Here is an 18763-nt window from a genome sequence, read left to right as displayed (position 1 = left end):
GTGCCGAGACCTTAGCTCTCCGTGTCCAGCGGGAGCCGGACTGACACCGTGGTCCCAACGCCGAGGGCGGACTCGACATCGAGCCGGCCGGAATGGCGTTCCACAATGTCGTGGGCTATCGCCAGTCCAAGCCCGCTCCCGGGGATGGCGGCAGTGGAGGCGTTTGATGCGCGGAAGAACCGCGTAAACACTTGCTCGATTTCGGTTTCGGGGATCCCGACGCCGGTGTCCTCCACGCGTACCACCACGCTGGGAACCGCGCCCGGGTCCGAGGTGATCCCGCTGCTCACGGCAACGTGGCCGCCGTCGGGCGTGAACTTGATTGCGTTGCTGATGATGTTGGCGAAGACTTGCTCGAGCTTGGCCTCGTCGGCCTGCACGGTCATGGTTCCGGGCGCATGCATCACGGTAAGGGACAGCGAACGGGAGTCGGCGAGCGGCTGCAAGGTCGAGACAACAAGCCTGAGCAAGGTGCCGACATTGACGCGGCTCAATTGGAGGTCGCCGGACGTGTCCTGGTGCGAAACGGTGAGCATGTCTTCGATCAGCCGTCGGAGCCGCTCGGCATTTCGTGAAATGACGTCGACCATCCTCCCGACACCCGCGGGAAGAGGTCCACCGGCGCCTGTGCGGATCATGTCGAGATAGGCAGTGATGGACGTCAGGGGAGTTCGAAGTTCGTGGTTCACCGTGGTGAGGAAGTCGGTCTTGGCCTGGTCGAGTTCCTGGAGCTTGTACATGACTTGCTGTTGCGCGCCGATCAGGTGGCTCTGCATCAAGCCGTACGCCAAGTTCCCCGAGACGTGCTGAATCAGGCCTATTTCGGCCCGGGTCCATTCCTGCGCCGTGTCCGGGCGGGCGATCCAGATGACCCCGAGTACGAGATCTCCCTCGCCCACCGGCACCACAACAGAGGCCGACGGCGCCCCCACACCACCCGGCGCGCCCGCACCGCCGGAGTCACCCGCGGGAGCCCGTTTCGGCAGCGGTTGCACCTCCGCTTCCGCCCACAACCGCTCCGCCAGTTCGAACGTGGCGATCTCGTCGGTCAGTTCGCTTGGCAGGACTCCCGGTACAAGTCCGGGAGCGTTCCATTCGGCACTCACCTGCGGCACCCGGGTGTCCGGGAACGTGGTGAACCAGACATGCTCCGCGCCCAAGGCCTCGCCGATTCCATCCACTAGATGCCGGGCAATCAGCCCCGGATCAATGGTGGACCGGATCGCCGCGGACACTTTTCGCAGGCTCTCCCTCAGGGACTCGGCCTCCGAACGGCGGCGCGTCCGTTCGGCGGCACGGGCTATCAGTACCAGGGCCCGGTGCACCCGAAATCCGGGAGGCTGGCCCCGGTAGGTGAAATCAGCAATCGTCCACCCTTCCAGGGCAGCAACATCCAGCTCGTTCTCGGGATCCAGCAGGAGCAAAACCGGAACGCTGTTGCGGGGAAGGAACTCCCGGAGGTCGTTGTCCACCACCAGCACGTCGCTCGGTTCGCTTTCCAGCGCGGCCGCAAGGGAACCGGCGTCGTGCGCTGAACGAACCATGAACCCTGCCGCGGCGAGTGCTGCAACCGTCGCGGCGAGACGGGCCCGGTCAGGGTCGGCTACCAAAGCCCGGTTTGGCACCGACGCATCGTGAGTCAAGCTAAGCTCCTACCGTCCGGTCCAGCCCCCATGTGGAGAGCCTACTATCGAGAACGCTACTTGAGCCCCGCGCCGGGCAGCAGTTCGACGGCGCCGAGCGAGTCCGCGACGAAGGCATAGTCCCAAGCGCGCTCGCGCCACTGCACGTATCGTCCTGAAGCTCCGCCGTGTCCGCCGTCCATCTCGATCTTCATCACGATGGGCGCAGTGCCCGTCGTTTCGGAGCGCAGTACCTGAACCCATTTGGCGGGTTCCACGTAGAACACGCGGGTGTCGTTGAAGGACGTGACGGCTGCGATCCGAGGGTACGAAACGGCGCGGACGTTTTCGTAAGGAGTGTAGGACTTCATGTACTCGTACACCTCGGGATCGGTGATGGGGTTGCCCCATTCCTCCCACTCGAGTGCGGAGAGAGGCAGTTCCGGGTCGAGGATGGTGTTGAGAGCGTCCACGAATGGCACGGCTGCCACGATCGCCGCATACTTTTCCGGTGCAAGGTTGGCCACCGCACCCATGAGCAGGCCGCCCGCGGAGCCACCCATGGCGGCGATCCGCTCGGGCGCCACCCAACCGGACGACGCGAGCCAGTCCGTTGCGGCGATGAAGTCCGTGAAGGTGTTTTTCTTGTTGAGTTTCTTGCCGTCGTCGTACCAGCGCCGGCCGAGCTCGCCACCGCCGCGGATGTGGGCGATCACCATGACGATTCCGCGGTCGAGGAGGGACAGCCGGGCCACCCCGAAGCCGGGATCCATGCTGACCTCGTACGAGCCATAGCCGTAGACCAGGCCCGCAGCGCTTGAGTCCTGCGCTAGGGAGGCGTGCCGGAGCACGGAAAGCGGCACGCGCGTGCCGTCCGCCGCCGTCGCCCATTCCCGGGTGGCCACGTAGTCGGATGCGGTGTACCCGCCCAGCACCGGGCTTTCCTTGCGCAGCAACAGTTCGCCGTGCGGCTGCGCGGCGGTGGGCAGCACGAAGTCGTACACCCTCGACGGCGTGAAGAAAGACGTGTATCCGATGCGGATCACCGGGGCTTCGTAGTCCGAACCTGCCACCCCGGCCGTGTACAGCTCCTCGTCAAAAGCAGGTTCAACTGCGGCGCCCTGCGCCGAGGTTCCAAGCCCGGCGAGGGGCAGCACCTGCACGCGTTCGATCGTATCCTGCCGTACCGCAACCACCAGATGCGTCGAGGTGACGCCGGCCCCGTTGACGCGGACGGCGTCGGAATGCTCGACGACGGTGCGCCAGTTCTGCTCGGCCAGCGGCTTGGCGAACTCGGCCGGGTCCGCGATGGACACCATGGAGTTGATGGCATTCTTGTTGTGGGTCAGGAGGATAGTCTCAACTTTTTGTCCATCAGCACCGTCGAGCAGGAACGGCTCAGCCTCGTAGAGGATGTGTTCGTCGCGGGAAATCACGGTGGACAGGCCGGCGTCGAAGTCGTCAAAGCGCATCAGGCGCGTCTCGCTGAATTCCGAGCAGCCGATGCTCAGCACGAGGTACCGCCGGTCGGAGGAGAGCTCGAATCCGAGCCACATGGCGACGTCGTCCTCTTGGTAGATGACCTCGTCCTCGCTGACGGGCGTGCCCAGGACGTGCGACTTCACCTGGTACGGGCGCCAGGCGTCGTCCACCACGGTGTAGAAGATCCGGGTGCCGTCGGGGGAAAAGGCGACGCCGTAGAAAATGTTCTCGATGACGTCGGGCAGCAGTTCGCCCGTCCGCAGGTCCTTGATATGAAGGGTGAATCGTTCCTCGCCGGAGTTGTCCACAGCGTAGGCATAGAGGTTGCCGTCCAACGTCACGGCGGTGCCGCCAATGGAGAAGAACGGCTTGCCGTCCGCCTCGGCGTTGCCGTCCAGCAGGACTTCTTCGCCTTGGAGTTCGACGCCGGGTTCCACCAACGGCGGGGTCCAGTCGGCTACCGCATCGCCGGAGTTAGCGGCCGGGAAACGGCAGTGGATGCCGTACTCCTTGCCCTCGACCGAGCGGGTGTAATACCACCAGTTGTCCTTGCGGCTGGGGACCGAGAGGTCGGTCTCCTGGGTGCGTCCCTTGATTTCCTGGAAGATGGCTTCGCGCAGCGGTTCCTGGTGTGCGGTGACGGCTTCCTGGTAGGTGTTTTCAGCCTTCAAGTGCTCAATGACCTCGGAGGATTCCTTGTCCCGCAACCATTCGTAGTTGTCCACGAAAACATCGCCGTGGTGCTCGCGGGTGGTGGGCACCTTCTTGGCGACGGGGGGAACTGGAAGCGTGACTGGCTGGCTCATGGGGCAACTCTATAGAGGGCCACCGACGCGCCACCACTGATTTCGCTCAGAGCGGCCGCTCCGTCAGCACACCACTGTTCCTTGGAAGGGCTGGCCCGTCCACACATTGCCGGGAGATGCCTGGTACAGCCCGTGGATCTGGTAGGTCCAGGTTCCCTTGGCTGCAGTGGCTTTGGTGTATGTCCAATTGGACGTTTGCATGTTGCCGCCGCCGGGGTTCGTCACGGTGAAATCGTAGTACGTCGCCCGTGGGACTGTTCCATGGCTCACCACGATGATGCTGAGGCTGCGAGCTATGCAGGTGGCCGTCACACTGGCACCGGTCGGTGCGGGCAGCGACATAGTCCCTACGCTGGTTGAACCGGAGTCCGTTCCTTTAAACGCGGCTTGGGCGATACCCGGAGCGAACAACAGTACCGCAGCCGCTGCCAGAACCGCGGCGACGCGTCCCAACGCAGGGGTCTGCGCGGTGTCGGCGGTGCTCCGGCTTCTACGCAAGGTCAGCGGCTTTCTGTCAGGCCCGGTGGTCCACCCATTCTCACCGCTTTCATGCGGTAAAGGCAGCGGACCCGGTTCGGTTCTTTGAAGAGGATTTCAAGCAGCGCGCCGGGTGGTGCGACCGCCCAAGGCTTTTTCCAGCTGTGGTTGGTGCTGGCGGACGAGTTCCCCGGCTTGGATCGCCGCGGTGTGATCGGTTGTGACCAAGGCGTGTTCGAGGCGGACGCAGTGCTGTTCCATCCGGAGCGCCCCTACCATCGAGGAGCTGGTTCTCAGGCTGAGCACCGCATCCATTGCGAGGTCGCTGTCGCCGGTGCTCAGTGCGTGGCTGATCTTGTCCACCCGCTGTGGCAGCAGCCTCGCGTACGTGGCGGCGAACTTCTCAGCGGCCTCCTTGCTCTTCATCTCCCTGGCCAGGCGCTTGAGGGGGCGGCGGTCAAAGGCCGGCAGGGCGGCGCCGGCGTCCACGGCGTCGTCGTCGCCTTCGGGCTTTTTCCGCCAGATGGAGACGAGCACCATGATGACCAGGGCAGCGGGAGCGCCGTACATCAGGACCTTCAGGACAATGGGATCACGAAGAGCGCGGATCGCGTTGCCGAGGTAGGGGACGGTGAACACCTGGCGGTCAACCTGGCCTGCTGCCAGGGTCGCGGTCCAGGGGTCGGCGCCGTTGTTGGCATCGCCCTTGGTGCGGACGGTGGCAGTGCCTTGGTTGTTCACCGTCAAGTCGATGATCCGGTGGGTCTCCACCCGCTGGTCCTCCACCGGAATGTGGTAGGTGATGATGTCCCCGACCTTCAGGTTCTGGACCGCCACGGGAACGGTGACAACCACGTCTCCCGGGTTGATCAGCGGCGACATCGAGCCGGTGAGCATGGTGCTGGTCTGGTAACCGAGGATTCGGGGCCCGACGGCGAGGAACAGGAACGCAGCGACCGCGGCGACCATTGCCGTGGTCGTGATGACGCTGACCATGGCCCGGGCAACCCTCGACCCAACGCCCGGGTTCTTACCCGAGGCGGGCTTATCGGTGCCGGGTGTCGCCGTCGTGGTGGCTGTCCGGGAGACCCGCCGGTGGCGGACCAGTGATGCGGTCATGGCTGGGTCTCCGTTCTGGGGGGATGCCCTCCGCCGTCGTTTTCAGGGGGGCTCGACGGCGGAGGGCTGGCTGGGGTTGGGGGGTGTTACTGGGCGGTGTTACTGGGCGGCGGCGGTGCGCTGGGTGCCGATGAAGGTGAAGGCGATGGTGCTGCTCTGGTTCTGCAGGGAGTTGTCCGCGGTGGCGGGCAGGGTCAGGGTGACGCGGAGGTTGTCGGTGTGTCCGGGTGCGACCGAGGTGAGGTTGGCCAGAGTGAGGTCCGCTCCGATGACGGGACGGGAGGCCAGCACCGAAGTAGTTGTGCCGCCGCAGGTGTAGGTGTACGCGGGGGCGGTGCCGGCTTCGGTCCATGCCACGGAGCAGTCATCCACGGTTACCTGCAGGCCCATGGTCGGGTCGGTGTCCAGTTTGGAGCCCGGAGCCGTCGCCGCGGTGGTCAGGGTGATGGCGGAGAGGTTCTGGTTTCCGGTGGCGTTGCTCAGGGTGGCTACGCGTTGGACGGTGTCGCCGGGGACCAGGCCGGAGGCGGCGACGCTGAGGCGGTTCGTGGTGCCGGAGGCGCCCAGGGCGATGTTCACGATGCCGGAGGCGACGGTGTTGCTGGCGGAGGTGCTGGAGGTGAAGGCACCGTAGGTTCCCAGTCCTGCCACGCCGGCAGCAGTGCCGACCAGGGCCAGGGATGCAATGACTTTGCCGGTGGTGGTTTTCAGGTTGAGACCCATGATGTTTTCCGTTTCTTGAAGCCCGTGTGACCGGGACTTTGCTGTCCGATGACCTCTACTTTCCGGCAGGATTTTTAGGAAGCCGCAAGGTTCCCGCAAGCTTTTCTCGAAGATTGGTTAAAGATTCGATCAAGTAGTTTTCGAGTGGTGGGAGGCAGGCGCTTGCTGCCTCCGAGTAGTGGAAACGAGTAGCCCGTGGCGGCTCAGTAACCGTGGCCGGCCACATATTCAGGCAGGGTGTCGTCCCGCAGCGCCGCGGCCACTTCTCCGATTCCCGCGTAATCCGGCACCACGATCGATTGTCCGTCCGGGGAGGTCCCCGTGCCCGCAGTGGGCAGGGTGAAGAAGACGGAGGCTTTGGGGTCCACGGTGCGGAGTCCGTAGGCCAGGATGGCGACGGCTGCGGGGTCGTATCCCTGGTCCACAGTGAGGTAGTTCGCTGCAAATTGGACGAGTCCCAACACGCCGGCAGGAGTCTGGACGCCCCCGGAAAGCTTCGCCAAGAGGGCGCGGAGGAAAGTCTGCTGGTCGCGGACGCGCTGGTAGTCTCCGTCCACGAACGAGTAGCGCTCGCGGACGAACTCCAGGGCCGCTTCTCCGTCCAAGTGGTTGACGCCGGCAACAAAGGTGTGATGGGTGTCAAAGCTGGCGGTGAAGGGCAGTGTGACATTGACGTCGATCCCGCCGAGGCCGTCCGTCAGGACTTTGAAGCCCTCGAAGTCCAGCATGGCGGTGTGGTCTATGTGCGTGCCCAATAGCGTCTCGACGGTCCGGACCACCAGGGGGATGCCTCCCACCTCAAGGCTGGCGTTGATTTTGGATGCGCCATAGCCCGGGATGTCCACCCAGTTGTCGCGCATGATCGAAATACCGTAGACCTTGTGCCGGTCTGCTGGGACGTGGATCAGCATCAGGCAATCCGAGCGTTGGTCCGATGATTGCCCCGTTGTGACGGTCTGGTTGTTCTGGTCCCTGGCGTTGGCACGGCTGTCGCTGCCAATCACCAGGATGTTCATGGGGGTCGCGGGAAGCTCCGGGATAGTAGGCGGGGCCGGTGCGGGGGCCGGAGCAGCAGCGGTTGGCGCAGGGGACTTGGTGGGGGAAGGAGTGCGGGTAGCCGTTGCGCCCGCGGAGGCGCTTGAGGGCGATGGTCCGGACGAGGTCCTGTTGGATCCGGCGATGACCGCGGCCAGAACCACCACGAGGGCCAGCAGAACTGCCAGTCCCGCCGCAAGCCACAGTCGCCGTCGTCCGTTCATGTCCGGAACGTATCACCCAGGTGAGTTAAAAACGCGCCACGGAAGGCCTCATTTCGGCCACAATAATCGCCCGTATGCAGTCCCGGAGTCTCGACAAAATAACGTCCAGGTAGCACGATGAGAGATAAATCTCTCGCCTTCACATGGGCCGGCTTTGCCGTGTCCTTTCGGTTCCGCAATGGGGGGCTCTTGGCCCACGGAGCTGGACTTTATCCCTGCGAGCAAGGGAGGATCCTGCATGGCCCCAACGTCGTGGCACCGCACCGTATGCGGGGGACGGGCGGCAGTTGCGAGCTGAAGTTCATAGGGAATTTAAAAGAAACCGAGTCACCGTCAAACGACGCCATGGTCTCCGGCGCCTCAAAATTTCCAGGCTAATAACAGCCGGTCAGCAAAGATTTTCCTAAGGAATGAGTCTTATGACTGCTCATCCAAAAACCCATATATTGCCGCGCCTTCGAGCCCTCATGGTTTTGCTACTTGCCCTCGTGTTGCCCGTGGCCCTGAGCGGCACAGCGGCAGCGGACAGTGGCAAATCCGCAAGGACGTGGACTGTCCAGGTCGGCTCCGAATCATCGGACCAGGCCATCCAGGGAATGTCCTTCCTGCCGAAGAACATTTACATCAATGCCGGTGACAAAGTCACCTGGGAGGCCAACGCCGCCGAAATCCATACGGTCACGTTCCTGGCCGCGGGGCAAACCATCGAGTCCACGCAACCCTTTGATCCTTTCAGCCCCCTCTACATATCCGCGCAGGGCGGCACGTCCTACGACGGGCACTCCTATTACAACTCCGGCGTGATGTCGAACGTCTCGAACAGTGGGTTCGCCGAAGTCAGTTCCTACACCTTGAAGTTCCCGGATACAGGCGATTTCACGTACTACTGCCTTGTGCACGGCGCGGGCCAGAAGGGCACAGTCCACGTGCGGGCCAAGGGAACGGACTACCCGTACACCCAGGAGCAATACAACAACCGGGTAGAGCGGGCTGAAAAGGCCATCATCCGTGACGGCTACCAACTCTGGAGCGACGCCCGCGACCAGGCGGACAACCACACCGTGATTGCCGGAGCCGACGATGGCGTCGCCATGGTCATGCAGTTCATCGAGCCTAAAGTAGTCATTCACGTGGGCGAGAAGGTTAGCTTCGTGAACAACGGCATGGGCGAGCCGCACACGGTGACGTTCGGTACCGAGCCTGCCAACCCGTTCCCGCCGCTCGGCGATCCAACGAATTACACGGGCGGACAGCTCAATTCGGGCATTTTGCCGCCGGGCGTGACATTCACGGTGACATTCAACAAGGCAGGGGTCTACGACTACATCTGCGCACTCCACGACTACTTTGGAATGGTCGGCAAGGTGGTGGTGAAGGACTAAGCTGCTGATTTGGTAGTTTCTTGCATATCCGGGGCTGGTTTCCTGCATGGGCGCTACAAACACCCGGCCGGGAACCAAGCCCCGGGGGGCGGATGGGGGCGGACGCGACGGCGCGTGCCGCCGTCGTACGCGTTGTATTCTGTACGCCTAGCTGAATTAATAAGCACCCTTAGGAAATGAGTCTTTGCGCCATGTTGGACAGCCCTCATACGTACTCGAGTGCACTGGGCGCCCCTGGCTTTCTGGCCGGAACCTTCCTCTTTGACCCGCTCACAGGGAAAGCGGAATGGTCCGACGGGCTCTTCAATCTCCACGGCTACCAGCGAGGGGAAGTTGTGCCCACGCTCGAGCTGCTCATGTCGCACAAGCACCCGGATGACAGGCCGCGGGCCATGGAGATCCTGGCTCAAGTATTCCGGGACGGCGGCCGTTTCTGTATTTATCACCGGATCATTGACGCGCAGGGACAAGTCCGTCGTGTGCTGACGGCGGGGAACGCCCAACCGGGCCCGTCGGGGACCGTCGCGCTCGAGGGGACCACGGTAGACCTGACGTCCACGCTGCGGCGGGAAACCGAGCAAGCGGCGCGTGACGCCGTCGCGGGCGCCAATGCGACCCGGGGCGTCATCAATCAGGCACGCGGCATCCTGATGGGGCGGCTGCTCCTTAGCTCCGACGCAGCTTTCAAACTGCTTGTGAGTTGCAGCAGCATGACGAACGTCAAGGTCGCTGTCCTGGCCTCACACCTTGTTCGCGTGGCTGACACCGACGAGGGGCCGGAAGCAATGGACGGGTTCATTCGTGTTCTCCAGGCTTGCGACCAGGCGGCGGTGAAACGCGCGTTGGACCCGCAGTAAGAAGCCGGACAGCGCAGCCATCGCCTCCCGCCGGACGGCGTGGCAGTATGTTGTGAGTCAGGCTCGATGAGGGCGTCTCCGCGATAAGGAGCGACGGTCATGACCTACATCTACAACTTCGCCGATGTGCAAGCAGCCGACGTCGCCGTTGCCGGCGGCAAGGGCGTCGGGCTGGGCAACCTTGTTCGCGCCGGGCTTCCGGTCCCTCCAGGGTTCGTGCTGACCACCGCGGCGTATGAGGCCTTCGTGGATGCCAACGGGATTCAGGCGCGCATCCAGGAACTGGCGGCGCTCCCGTCGGAGGCCGCGCCGCAGGATTACGAGGACGCCTCGGCCGCAATCCGGGACCTTTTCACTGGCGGCACCATGCCTGCGGCGATCGCTTACGAGCTCGCCGCCGCTTATGAACGCCTCGGCGACGACGGCGGCGGCTCTCGCCTCGGCGACGACGGCGGCGGCTCTCGCGGCGGCGGCGGCCGCGACGACGGCGCGCCCGTGGCGGTGCGCTCGTCCGCCACTGCCGAGGACCTCGCCTCGGCCAGCTTCGCCGGGCAACAGGAAACTTACCTCAACGTCCGCGGCGCGGAAGCGTTGGATGCCGCCGTCGTCGATTGCTGGTCTTCCTTATGGACGGCGCGGGCCATGGCCTACCGGGACCGGGAAGGCATCGCACCGGGAGATGTTCGCCTCGCGGTGGTGGTCCAGCGGATGGTCGAGGCCGAGGCGGCCGGGGTCATGTTCACCGCCAATCCGGCCAACGGGCGCCGCGACCAGATCGTGATCAGTGCCGCGTGGGGCCTGGGGGAGTCCGTGGTCAGTGGAACAGTCACCACGGATGACCTTGTGGTCGAAGCGGGAACCGGCCGCGTGCTTTCGCGCCGGACGGCCGACAAGGAAGTCATGACTGTGTACGCGGACCGCGGCGCGGATCACCCTGCGGATGGCGAGTCTCCGGACCAACGAGGGACTACGGAGCAACCGGTCCCTACGGCGCTTCGCAACCAGGCCGTGCTCGACGACGGAGCTGCCGCCGCGCTGGCCCGCTATGGAACACGGATTTCGGACTATTTCGGAACTCCGCAGGACATCGAATGGGCGCGGGCCGACGGCAATTTCTTCATGTTGCAGTCCAGGCCCATCACGGCCCTGCCTGAACCCGTAGCTGACACCCCGGACACCTGGCCGTTGCCCTACCCGAAGGGGCTCTACTTCCGGGCGAGCATCGTGGAACAGCTGCCGGACCCGCTCTCGCCCCTGTTCGCCGACCTCATTGACGGCTCGGTGACCCGTTCGCTCAAGACTCTGATGAACGAAGCCGTTGGGAGTGACGTGGTCAGGGATGGCGACGTCGGACTGCCCACCATCAACGGGTACGCCTACTACTACTACCGCTCCTCAGCAATGTGGCGGGTGATGGGCAAGGCGCCGGGGGCCATGCTCGCCTTGGCTCAGGGCAAGGCGCACATGGGCATGACCGGTTGGCGTGAATTCTCGCATCCGCGCTACAAGGAAGTGCTCAAAGACTGGTCGGCGAAGTCCGCTGCGGAGCTTTCAGGAGAAGAGTTGCTTGAGGGTGTCCGGACGTTGCTCGACGCCGGAACCGTGTACTACACCGCCGTGGAGTCAGTCATTCCGATCGCCGCGACGAGCGAAATCTCCTTCCGGGCGTTCTACGACAAACTCATCCGGCGCGCCGGAGATCCTCCGGCCGAGACATTCCTCCTCGGCTACGACAGTGAACCGATCCGTGCGGAGAAATCGTTGTACGACCTCGCGGCCTGGGCTCGGGAAGTTGAGGGGCTGGCCCCGGCGATCCTCAATCAAGCGACGGCGGCACTGGCCGAGTCGCAGCGTAGCTGGCTCCCGCCTGCCGGCATGGACCCGGCCCTCTGGCAGCAGTGGCATCCACGTTTCCAGGCCCACCTCGATCGCTTCGGTCATGCGGTCTACAACCTGGACTTCCTCAGCCCGGTGCCTGCGGACGATCCTTCGCCGCTGCTGGATACGGTGAAGTTTTACCTCCGGGGCCAAGGCAACGACCCGCATGAGCGCCAGCGGCTTTCGGCCGCCCGGCGGGAGGACCAAACCGAGCGGGTGCTCGCCCGGCTCGGACAGACCCGGCTCGGGCGGAGTCGCAAGGCGCCGTTCATCCGTCTGCTCCGGTGGGCGCAGAAGTCCGCACCGATACGCGAAGATGCCCTGGCCGACGTCGGGCTTGCCTGGCCGCTGATCCGGCGGATGCTGCTCGAACTCGGACAACGGCTGGTGTACTCCGGCGTCATCGCCCGCCCCGCCGATGTGTTCTGGCTGCGTCAACAGGAGCTGCAAAGCGCCGTCGAGTTCGGCCTCGCCGCGCCGCAGGCGACGGGCACGACGGAACCGCTTGCACCGGTGGCGGTGGCAATTACGGGGGCTGCGCGCCCCGTCCGTGCCGACGTCGTCGAGGAACGCAAGATGCTTTGGCGGGGCCAGGCCAAGGCGGCCGCGCCGCAACTGCTGCCGGAGACCCGTTGGATGAAGCGCACTTTCGAATCAATGATGCCGGCACGCTCCCAGGACCAACCGGGCGATGTCATCAAAGGGGTCGGCGCCAGTGCGGGCAGGGTTAGTGCTCCTGCGCGCGTCCTGGGCGGGCCGCAGGATTTCGGCCAGATGGCGCCCGGTGAGGTTCTGGTTGCCCGTATCACCACTCCCGCATGGACCTCGCTCTTCGCGATGGCCTCCGCCGTGGTCACCGACGTCGGCGGCCCGTTGAGCCACAGTTCGATTGTGGCCCGCGAGTACGGCATCCCCGCTGTGCTCGGCACCGGAGTCGCCACCCAGCGGCTCACGAGCGGCCAACAAATCACCGTCGACGGCGACGCCGGCACCGTGACCGTCGAGCACCCACCCGCCTAGCGTTGCGCCCCCACCGACGCCCGCTCACATATATCTGAGCGAGGGTTCGGGGGTGGGGCCCGACGGCGACGGGGCGGTTGTGCTATTGGGGCGCCTTTGGTGTGTGTTCCCCTTCCGACGCTCGCTCACATATGTGGTGTTTTCGGCGGACGCTCGCTCACTTATATCTGAGCGAGGGTTCGGGGATTCGGCCGTATATGTGAGCGAGGGTTCGGGGGTGGGGCCCGACGGCGGCGGGCGGTCATGCTGTTGGGGCACCTTTGGGTTGTGCCCCCTCGGACGCTCGCTCACTTTTGGGGTGTTTTCGGCGGACGCTCGCTCATTTGATCTGAGCGAAGGTTCGGGGATTCGGCCATATATCCGAGCGAGGGTTCCGGGATTCGGCCGTATATGTGAGCGCGGGTCCGGGGGTGGGGCCCGACGGCGGCGGGGCGGTTGAGCTGTTTTCCCACCTTTGCTCGGGCTCGGCAGGAAAGCCCAAGATCGCAAGGGTTTCCCTAGGTTTAACCCAAGAAATGCGCAGGATCGCGAGTCTTGACACAGGAAGTCCCAAGGACTGCTCCACGGGGTATTTGGCGTTGCTAAGTTGCTAGAGAGCTGGTGCTGGACCAGCCCACATTCCCCAACTCGCTCAGGAGTTTCACATGTTTGCTTTCTTCTCCAATGCCGCTTCGCGCATCCGTCGTAGCGAAAAGGGCGCCACCGCCGTCGAATACGGCATCATGGTTGCCCTCATTGCTGTCGTCATCATCGTCGCCGTCACGGCACTGGGTGGGACGGTCAAGAACACCTTCTCCCAGGTCCAATGCTCAGTTTCCGGCAAAACGTGGAACACCACCACCAACGTTTGCGGCTAGTAGCTTCGCGTCCTGCCCTACCGTTCGCACCAGACAACAAGGAGCATCAATGCTTTCCGCTTTCCTAAAGTCCGCGTCTCACGTGCGGCGCGACGAAAGAGGTGCCACCGCCGTCGAATATGGCATCATGGTCGCCCTCATCGCAGTGGTGATCATCGCCGCTGTGACCCTGCTGGGTGGGACAGTTCATGACACGTTCACCCAAGCCCAGTGTTCCATAGCTGGTAAAACCACCTTCAGTGCAGGATCAGGACCCGGTCAAGCCACCTGCCCCTAGGAGGCGCTCGGCACGGTGCCTTGGTGGCAACACCAGCACACCAAGCAAATCCCGAGTGGCGGCGGCATTCAGGCGGCCGCCACTCTGCTTGATTCGAACTATCCGTTCTCTGGGAGGGCAACAGCATGCCGAGGGCTTCAGAGCGCGGTGCCGTGGCAGTCGAGTTCGCCATCCTGGCACCGCTCCTGATCATGTTGCTCCTGGGCATCATGGAATTCGGCAGGGCTTACAACGTGCAGGTGTCGCTCTCGAACGCAGCACGCGAAGGTGTCCGGGTCATGGCGATTTCGAATGATCAGACGGCCGCCAAGACAGCCGCAAAAAACGCGGCCGTGTCGTTGAACCCGCAGCTGGCAGACGCCGCCTTCACCTTCAGTCCGGCCAGCTGCACGTCCGGTGCCCAGATGTCCGTGACCATCAAGTACACCCTCAGCACCCTCACGGGAATCGCGGGGCCTTTCCCCATGCAAGGAGTAGGAGTAATGGTATGCGGCGGCTGATGACCCACCACGACGGCGAACGCGGTGCGATTGCCGTTCTCGTCGCTCTCTTGTTGGTGGTGCTGCTCGGGTTCGCCGCCCTCGCCGTGGATGCAGGAATGCTGTATTCAGAACGGGCGCAAGTTCAGAACGGATCCGACGCCGCCGCCCTCGCGGTGGCGCAGAAATGCGCCGCGAGTACGAGCGATCCGAATTGCTCCACCACGTCCCCAATCGCCAGCGACATCGCAAACAAGAACGCAAACGATGGCCTGAACAACATCAAGTCGATCAATCTGGATCTGACAAACCGGAAGGTCACCGTGACCGCCGGAGCCCAGCAGGCTGGCGGCGCGCCGAATGCTGTCTCGCTCTTCTTCGCGCGCGTCCTGGGTTTTAGTTCGGCAAACGTTCTGACCACATCGAGTGTTCAATGGGGGAGCGCCGTCGCCGGCAGGACCCCTTTTCCCCTCGTGTACTCCATCTGCCAGGTGCAGGGATACATCGGCGGAGGTCTCCAGCTACTTCAGGATCACGGCTCCGGTGCCAACCCGAGCTGCAATTACGGCCCTTCAGGTGCCACGGTTGCCGGGGGATTTGGCTGGATCGTCCAAGATCCCGGCGCGTGCGGCGGCACGATAAACCTCGCGGTCAGCGAAGGCGGGAGCGCCCCGGGGAACAGCGCACCGGGCAACTGCGCAGCCACCCTTCAAAAGTGGGCCGATACCATCACCGCCGGAAGGGATGTCATCGTTCTGCTCCCGGTTTTCGACGCCGTCACAGGTACGGGAGCCGGCGCCGTTTACCATCTGGTGTCCTTCGCCGCATTCAAAGTAGCGGGGTGGACGTTCAGCGGCAACAACAATCTTCCGGACAGTTTCCGTAACACAAGTCCTAATGTCCCTTCATCAGTTTCCTGCAACGGAAACTGCCGCGGAATCATCGGCAGTTTCGTCAAGTACGTCTCGCTGGCGGACGGCTATTCGCTGGGGCCCGTAGATGCCTTCGGGGCCACCATTGTCCGCCTCACCAACTAGTTTCCATCCGTTCTTTGAACACAGGAGTTGTAAGTGAAGTCACGCTTGTTGGCCGGGTCGGCCGCGGCAGTGCTGGCCCTCGTTGGGGTGATTCTTGTCTTCTCCTACGCTCAGGGTGCGGATCAACGGGCAGTCCAGAACCTGGCGCCTGTTGACGTCCTGGTGGTCAAGACGGCCATCCCGGCCGGCACCTCTGTTGACGCTATGAAGGATTCCCTCGATACCCAGCAACTGCCGGGATCGGCCGTCCCCAAGACAGCGCTACACACGTTGGGGGACTCAGCAGGCAAGGTCGCCGCCGTCGACCTCGTCCCTGGCGAGACCCTGGTAGCCGAGCGTTTGGTGGCCCCGGATGCACTCAAGACTCCTGGAGACGTCAAGGTGCCCGCGGGGCTTCAGGAGGTTTCATTTCAACTGGAACCCCAGCGGGTGGTCGGGGGACTGCTGGTTCCTGGTGACCATATTGGAATATTCATCTCCATGTCGAGCGACAAGCCAACTACCGAATTGGCGATACACAAGGTTCTTGTGACGATGGTCCAACGCGCCCCCCAAACAGCAGCGAGTGCACAAGCGACGCCGAGTCCCGGTGCGGCCGGATCCAAGGACAGCGCACTTCCCACCGGCTCCCTCCTACTGACCGTTGCAGTGAGCGATGTGGACGCGTCCAAGATTGTCTTCGCCGCCGAGTTCGAGAAGATCTGGCTTAGCAAAGAGCCGTTGGATGCCAAAGACAGTGGCCCCACCGTCATGCAGCAGAGCGGGGTATACAAATGAGCCGCTTTGTCCTGATAACCCCGAACACCGACTTTGACCAACGTTTACGCCAAGCTGTCGCGGGCGGCCTGCCGGGAAGCGTGCAGACCTTCTTCACGAGCGTTTTGCCGGCTGACCCCGCCGAACTGTTCGGCGCGCTCAACCAGGAACAACTCGAAGTGCTGATTCTGGGACCCGGCGTGCCCGTGGAAGATGCCCTGCGCCTGGCCACCGTCTTCGATGTGCAGTTGCCGGAACTGAGCGTCATCCTTGTCAGTGAACTGGATCCTGCGTTTGTCCTCCAAGCCATGCGGTCCGGTATCCGCGACATCATGAGCCCGGACGCAGACCTGGCTCAGATACGGGTCATGCTTGAGCGCGCGTGCCAGTCTTTCGCGAGCCGGCAGCGCACTGGGGAACCCACGCAATCCGGCTCCCCGAAGGGTTTGGTGATCGGCGTCTTTTCCCCCAAAGGCGGCGTGGGCAAGACGACCATCGCCACGAACATCGCAGTGGGGTTGGGCAAGATCGCGCCGATGAGCGTGGTGATCGTGGATCTGGACCTGCAATTCGGTGACGTCGCCTCCGGGCTCTACCTCAATCCGGCGCATACAGTCACCGATGCCGTTACTCCCTCGGCCAGCCAGGATTCCCTGGTGCTCAAGGCATTTCTCACTGTTCACCCGGCAAGCATCTATGCTTTGTGCGCGCCGAAGGACCCCGTCGAAGCAGACGAGATCTCTCCGGAACAAGTCGGTAGGCTCCTCGAACAGCTCGCACAAGAATTCCAATATGTGGTTGTTGACACGGCACCTGGACTGCCCGAAATCGGGCTAGCTGCCCTCGAGCAATGCTCGGACGCTGTCTGGGTGACCGGCATGGACGTTCCAAGTGTCCGTGGCCTCCGTTCCGGCCTGGACATTCTCCGCAGGCTGAACCTCCTGCCGGAAACCCGGCATGTGGTGCTCAACATGGCTGATTCCAAGTCGGGGCTGTCGGTGCAGGACGTCGAGTCCACCGTCGGCGCCCCGGTTGACGTGAGCATCCCTCGATCGAAAGCCGTAGCGTTCTCCACCAACCGCGGCATTCCCGTGCTCCAGGACTCGGTGAAGGATCCGGCCGTCAAGGGACTCAAACAACTTGTCGAGCGCTTCAATCCCGCGTGGCGTGCCACGGCGCAGCGCAAACTGCACAGAAGGGTAGTGGTCTAATGAAGCTTTCCGAACGCCTGCATGCTGCTGAGGACAAGGTCGAGGTGTCTGTCGGCCGGAGGGTCGCAAACACGCCGTCTTCGCCCAAACCGACGTTCGCTGAGTCCACTCAGCAAGGAAGGCCAATTACCGGCGGGAAGCCTAGCGGTGCCGCAAAACCCCACACGTCAGTCAAGCTGTCCGACGTCCCTGACTCGCCGAAGCTCAGGACCCCGCAACCGGTGGACGCTTTCGCTGCCCTCAAACAGCGCGCCGCTACGGCGCTGTTCGAGCGACTGGGGGCAAGGTTCAACGACTCGAGCGTCAGCGAACAGGAGTTGCGGTCTACTGCTCGGGAAGAGCTCATCCGGATCATCGACGGCGAGCAGGTTCCATTGTCCGCGGACGAACGCAGCAGGCTCGTGGCGGACGTGGCGGATGACGTCCTTGGCTACGGGCCGCTTCAACGCTTGCTGGACGATGCAGACGTTACCGAAATCATGGTCAACAGGATGGACCAGATTTACGTCGAAAGAAAAGGCAAGCTGACCTTGACGGATTCCGGATTCAGCTCCGAGGACCATCTCAGGAGGGTCATCGAACGCATTGTTTCGAAGGTGGGGCGCAGGATCGACGAGTCGTCCCCTCTTGTCGACGCGCGACTTGAAGACGGCTCGCGCGTCAATGCCGTGATCCCTCCCCTCGCGGTGGGCGGATCGTCGTTGACCATCCGAAAATTCAGCAAAATACCGTTGACTATCAGGAACCTGATCGACTTCGGCACGCTCACACCCGAGATGGCTGAGCTCCTTAACGCTTGCGTCAAGGCGAAGCTGAACATCATTGTTTCCGGGGGTACCGGAACGGGTAAGACCACGTTGTTGAATGTCCTGTCTTCTTTCATCCCCGAGGACAACCGGATTGTCACGATTGAGGACGCCGTAGAACTGCAGATCCAACAGCAACATGTGGTCAGGCTTGAGAGCAGGCCGCCGAACACGGAGGGCAAGGGTGAAGTGACCATCAGGGAGTTGCTCAGGAACTCCCTCCGTATGCGGCCGGACAGGATCGTCGTCGGCGAGGTCCGCGGCGGAGAGTCCCTCGATATGCTTCAGGCGATGAACACCGGGCACGACGGTTCACTCTCAACGGTGCACTCAAATTCCCCTCGCGATGCTGTGGCACGCCTTGAAACCTTGGTGCTCATGGCCGGCATGGACCTGCCGCTGCGCGCAATCCGCGAGCAAATTGCCTCGGCCGTGAATCTCATCATCCAGATCTCCCGTTTGCGGGACGGAACGCGCCGAATCACACACGTCACCGAGGTTCAAGGGATGGAAGGCGACATCGTCACTCTCCAGGACGCCTTTGTTTTCGACTACTCGGCTGGAGTTGACGCCCACGGGATGTTTCTTGGAAGGCCCGTCCCGACGGGTATCCGTCCGCGGTTCATCGACCGCTTCGATGACCTGGGCATCCGCGTTTCTCCCGGGGTATTTGCCGCTCCCCTGGCAACTGCAACAGTAGCAAGGACGTGAGTGG

Annotated in this window: 16 protein-coding genes; 10 read left to right on the top strand and 6 right to left on the bottom strand. The window is 63.2% G+C overall.

All coding sequences use genetic code 11. From position 1 onward, the window contains the following. Positions 1-11: 11 nt before the first annotated feature. The 6 genes from AC4CS3_RS12270 to AC4CS3_RS12245 form a co-directional block, all read right to left on the bottom strand. Positions 12-1643 carry a sensor histidine kinase gene (locus AC4CS3_RS12270; protein WP_490783710.1) on the bottom strand — a complete coding sequence of 544 codons (1632 nt, stop codon included), beginning with the start codon at positions 1641-1643 and terminating at the stop codon, positions 12-14. Between the two features lie 56 nt (positions 1644-1699). After that, positions 1700-3910 (bottom strand): S9 family peptidase, encoded by a 2211-nt coding sequence (locus tag AC4CS3_RS12265; protein ID WP_490783709.1) that lies wholly within the window; start codon positions 3908-3910, stop codon positions 1700-1702. 63 nt (positions 3911-3973) lie between these two features. Continuing rightward, complete coding sequence (locus tag AC4CS3_RS12260; protein WP_490783708.1) at positions 3974-4408, bottom strand: hypothetical protein; 435 nt, start codon at positions 4406-4408, stop codon at positions 3974-3976. 96 nt (positions 4409-4504) lie between these two features. Further along, positions 4505-5506 carry a signal peptidase I gene (locus tag AC4CS3_RS12255; protein ID WP_490783707.1) on the bottom strand — a complete coding sequence of 334 codons (1002 nt, stop codon included), beginning with the start codon at positions 5504-5506 and terminating at the stop codon, positions 4505-4507. A 99-nt stretch (positions 5507-5605) separates the two neighbouring features. Further along, on the bottom strand, positions 5606-6229 hold the full coding sequence (locus AC4CS3_RS12250; protein WP_490783706.1) for a TasA family protein: 624 nt from the start codon (positions 6227-6229) through the stop codon (positions 5606-5608). A gap of 203 nt (positions 6230-6432) precedes the next feature. Beyond that, positions 6433-7488, bottom strand: coding sequence for an LCP family protein (locus AC4CS3_RS12245; protein WP_490783705.1), 1056 nt, complete (start codon positions 7486-7488; stop codon positions 6433-6435). A gap of 419 nt (positions 7489-7907) precedes the next feature. On the opposite strand from AC4CS3_RS12245, the gene AC4CS3_RS12240 reads away from it, so the two are divergent. The 10 genes from AC4CS3_RS12240 to AC4CS3_RS12195 all read left to right on the top strand — a co-directional run bounded on the left by AC4CS3_RS12240 (position 7908) and on the right by AC4CS3_RS12195 (position 18759). Beyond that, positions 7908-8870, top strand: coding sequence for a plastocyanin/azurin family copper-binding protein (locus AC4CS3_RS12240; RefSeq protein ID WP_490783704.1), 963 nt, complete (start codon positions 7908-7910; stop codon positions 8868-8870). Positions 8871-9046: 176 nt separating this feature from the next. Next, positions 9047-9727, top strand: coding sequence for a PAS and ANTAR domain-containing protein (locus AC4CS3_RS12235; protein ID WP_490783703.1), 681 nt, complete (start codon positions 9047-9049; stop codon positions 9725-9727). Between the two features lie 99 nt (positions 9728-9826). Next, complete coding sequence (locus tag AC4CS3_RS12230) at positions 9827-12625, top strand: PEP/pyruvate-binding domain-containing protein (RefSeq protein ID WP_490783702.1); 2799 nt, start codon at positions 9827-9829, stop codon at positions 12623-12625. A gap of 644 nt (positions 12626-13269) precedes the next feature. Further along, positions 13270-13482, top strand: coding sequence for a Flp family type IVb pilin (locus AC4CS3_RS12225; RefSeq protein WP_236812567.1), 213 nt, complete (start codon positions 13270-13272; stop codon positions 13480-13482). Positions 13483-13531: 49 nt separating this feature from the next. Next, positions 13532-13759 carry a Flp family type IVb pilin gene (locus AC4CS3_RS12220; RefSeq protein WP_441413257.1) on the top strand — a complete coding sequence of 76 codons (228 nt, stop codon included), beginning with the start codon at positions 13532-13534 and terminating at the stop codon, positions 13757-13759. Positions 13760-13884: 125 nt separating this feature from the next. Beyond that, positions 13885-14259, top strand: coding sequence for a TadE/TadG family type IV pilus assembly protein (locus AC4CS3_RS12215; RefSeq protein ID WP_490783701.1), 375 nt, complete (start codon positions 13885-13887; stop codon positions 14257-14259). Next, positions 14247-15275: a Tad domain-containing protein gene (locus tag AC4CS3_RS12210; protein WP_490783700.1), complete on the top strand. Its 1029-nt coding sequence runs from the start codon at positions 14247-14249 to the stop codon at positions 15273-15275. Before AC4CS3_RS12215 ends, AC4CS3_RS12210 begins: the two co-directional genes overlap by 13 nt. Positions 15276-15308: 33 nt before the next feature. Continuing rightward, positions 15309-16052, top strand: a complete 744-nt coding sequence (gene cpaB / locus AC4CS3_RS12205) for a Flp pilus assembly protein CpaB (protein ID WP_490783699.1) — start codon at positions 15309-15311, stop codon at positions 16050-16052. Then, a complete protein-coding gene (locus tag AC4CS3_RS12200; RefSeq protein ID WP_490783698.1) occupies positions 16049-17242 on the top strand; it encodes a CpaE/TadZ family protein in 1194 nt (397 codons plus the stop codon). Before cpaB ends, AC4CS3_RS12200 begins: the two co-directional genes overlap by 4 nt. Next, on the top strand, positions 17242-18759 hold the full coding sequence (locus AC4CS3_RS12195; RefSeq protein ID WP_490783697.1) for a TadA family conjugal transfer-associated ATPase: 1518 nt from the start codon (positions 17242-17244) through the stop codon (positions 18757-18759). Before AC4CS3_RS12200 ends, AC4CS3_RS12195 begins: the two co-directional genes overlap by 1 nt. Positions 18760-18763: the final 4 nt, after the last annotated feature.

Source organism: Arthrobacter sp. SE2, from assembly GCF_058244265.1.
The sequence above is the reverse complement of the archived record's forward strand: the minus strand, read 5'-3'. Positions and strand labels throughout refer to the sequence as shown.

What these genes read in the sequence shown, in the direction of transcription:
- AC4CS3_RS12265 (WP_490783709.1), bottom strand. Translation starts at nt 3,910, where the DNA reads ATGAGCCAGCCAGTCACGCTTCCAGTTCCCCCCGTCGCCAAGAAGGTG.
- AC4CS3_RS12255 (WP_490783707.1), bottom strand. Translation starts at nt 5,506, where the DNA reads ATGACCGCATCACTGGTCCGCCACCGGCGGGTCTCCCGGACAGCCACC.
- AC4CS3_RS12250 (WP_490783706.1), bottom strand. Translation starts at nt 6,229, where the DNA reads ATGGGTCTCAACCTGAAAACCACCACCGGCAAAGTCATTGCATCCCTG.
- AC4CS3_RS12245 (WP_490783705.1), bottom strand. Translation starts at nt 7,488, where the DNA reads ATGAACGGACGACGGCGACTGTGGCTTGCGGCGGGACTGGCAGTTCTG.
- AC4CS3_RS12240 (WP_490783704.1), top strand. Translation starts at nt 7,908, where the DNA reads ATGACTGCTCATCCAAAAACCCATATATTGCCGCGCCTTCGAGCCCTC.
- AC4CS3_RS12235 (WP_490783703.1), top strand. Translation starts at nt 9,047, where the DNA reads ATGAGTCTTTGCGCCATGTTGGACAGCCCTCATACGTACTCGAGTGCA.
- AC4CS3_RS12230 (WP_490783702.1), top strand. Translation starts at nt 9,827, where the DNA reads ATGACCTACATCTACAACTTCGCCGATGTGCAAGCAGCCGACGTCGCC.
- AC4CS3_RS12225 (WP_236812567.1), top strand. Translation starts at nt 13,270, where the DNA reads ATGTTTGCTTTCTTCTCCAATGCCGCTTCGCGCATCCGTCGTAGCGAA.
- AC4CS3_RS12220 (WP_441413257.1), top strand. Translation starts at nt 13,532, where the DNA reads ATGCTTTCCGCTTTCCTAAAGTCCGCGTCTCACGTGCGGCGCGACGAA.
- AC4CS3_RS12215 (WP_490783701.1), top strand. Translation starts at nt 13,885, where the DNA reads ATGCCGAGGGCTTCAGAGCGCGGTGCCGTGGCAGTCGAGTTCGCCATC.
- AC4CS3_RS12210 (WP_490783700.1), top strand. Translation starts at nt 14,247, where the DNA reads ATGCGGCGGCTGATGACCCACCACGACGGCGAACGCGGTGCGATTGCC.
- AC4CS3_RS12200 (WP_490783698.1), top strand. Translation starts at nt 16,049, where the DNA reads ATGAGCCGCTTTGTCCTGATAACCCCGAACACCGACTTTGACCAACGT.
- AC4CS3_RS12195 (WP_490783697.1), top strand. Translation starts at nt 17,242, where the DNA reads ATGAAGCTTTCCGAACGCCTGCATGCTGCTGAGGACAAGGTCGAGGTG.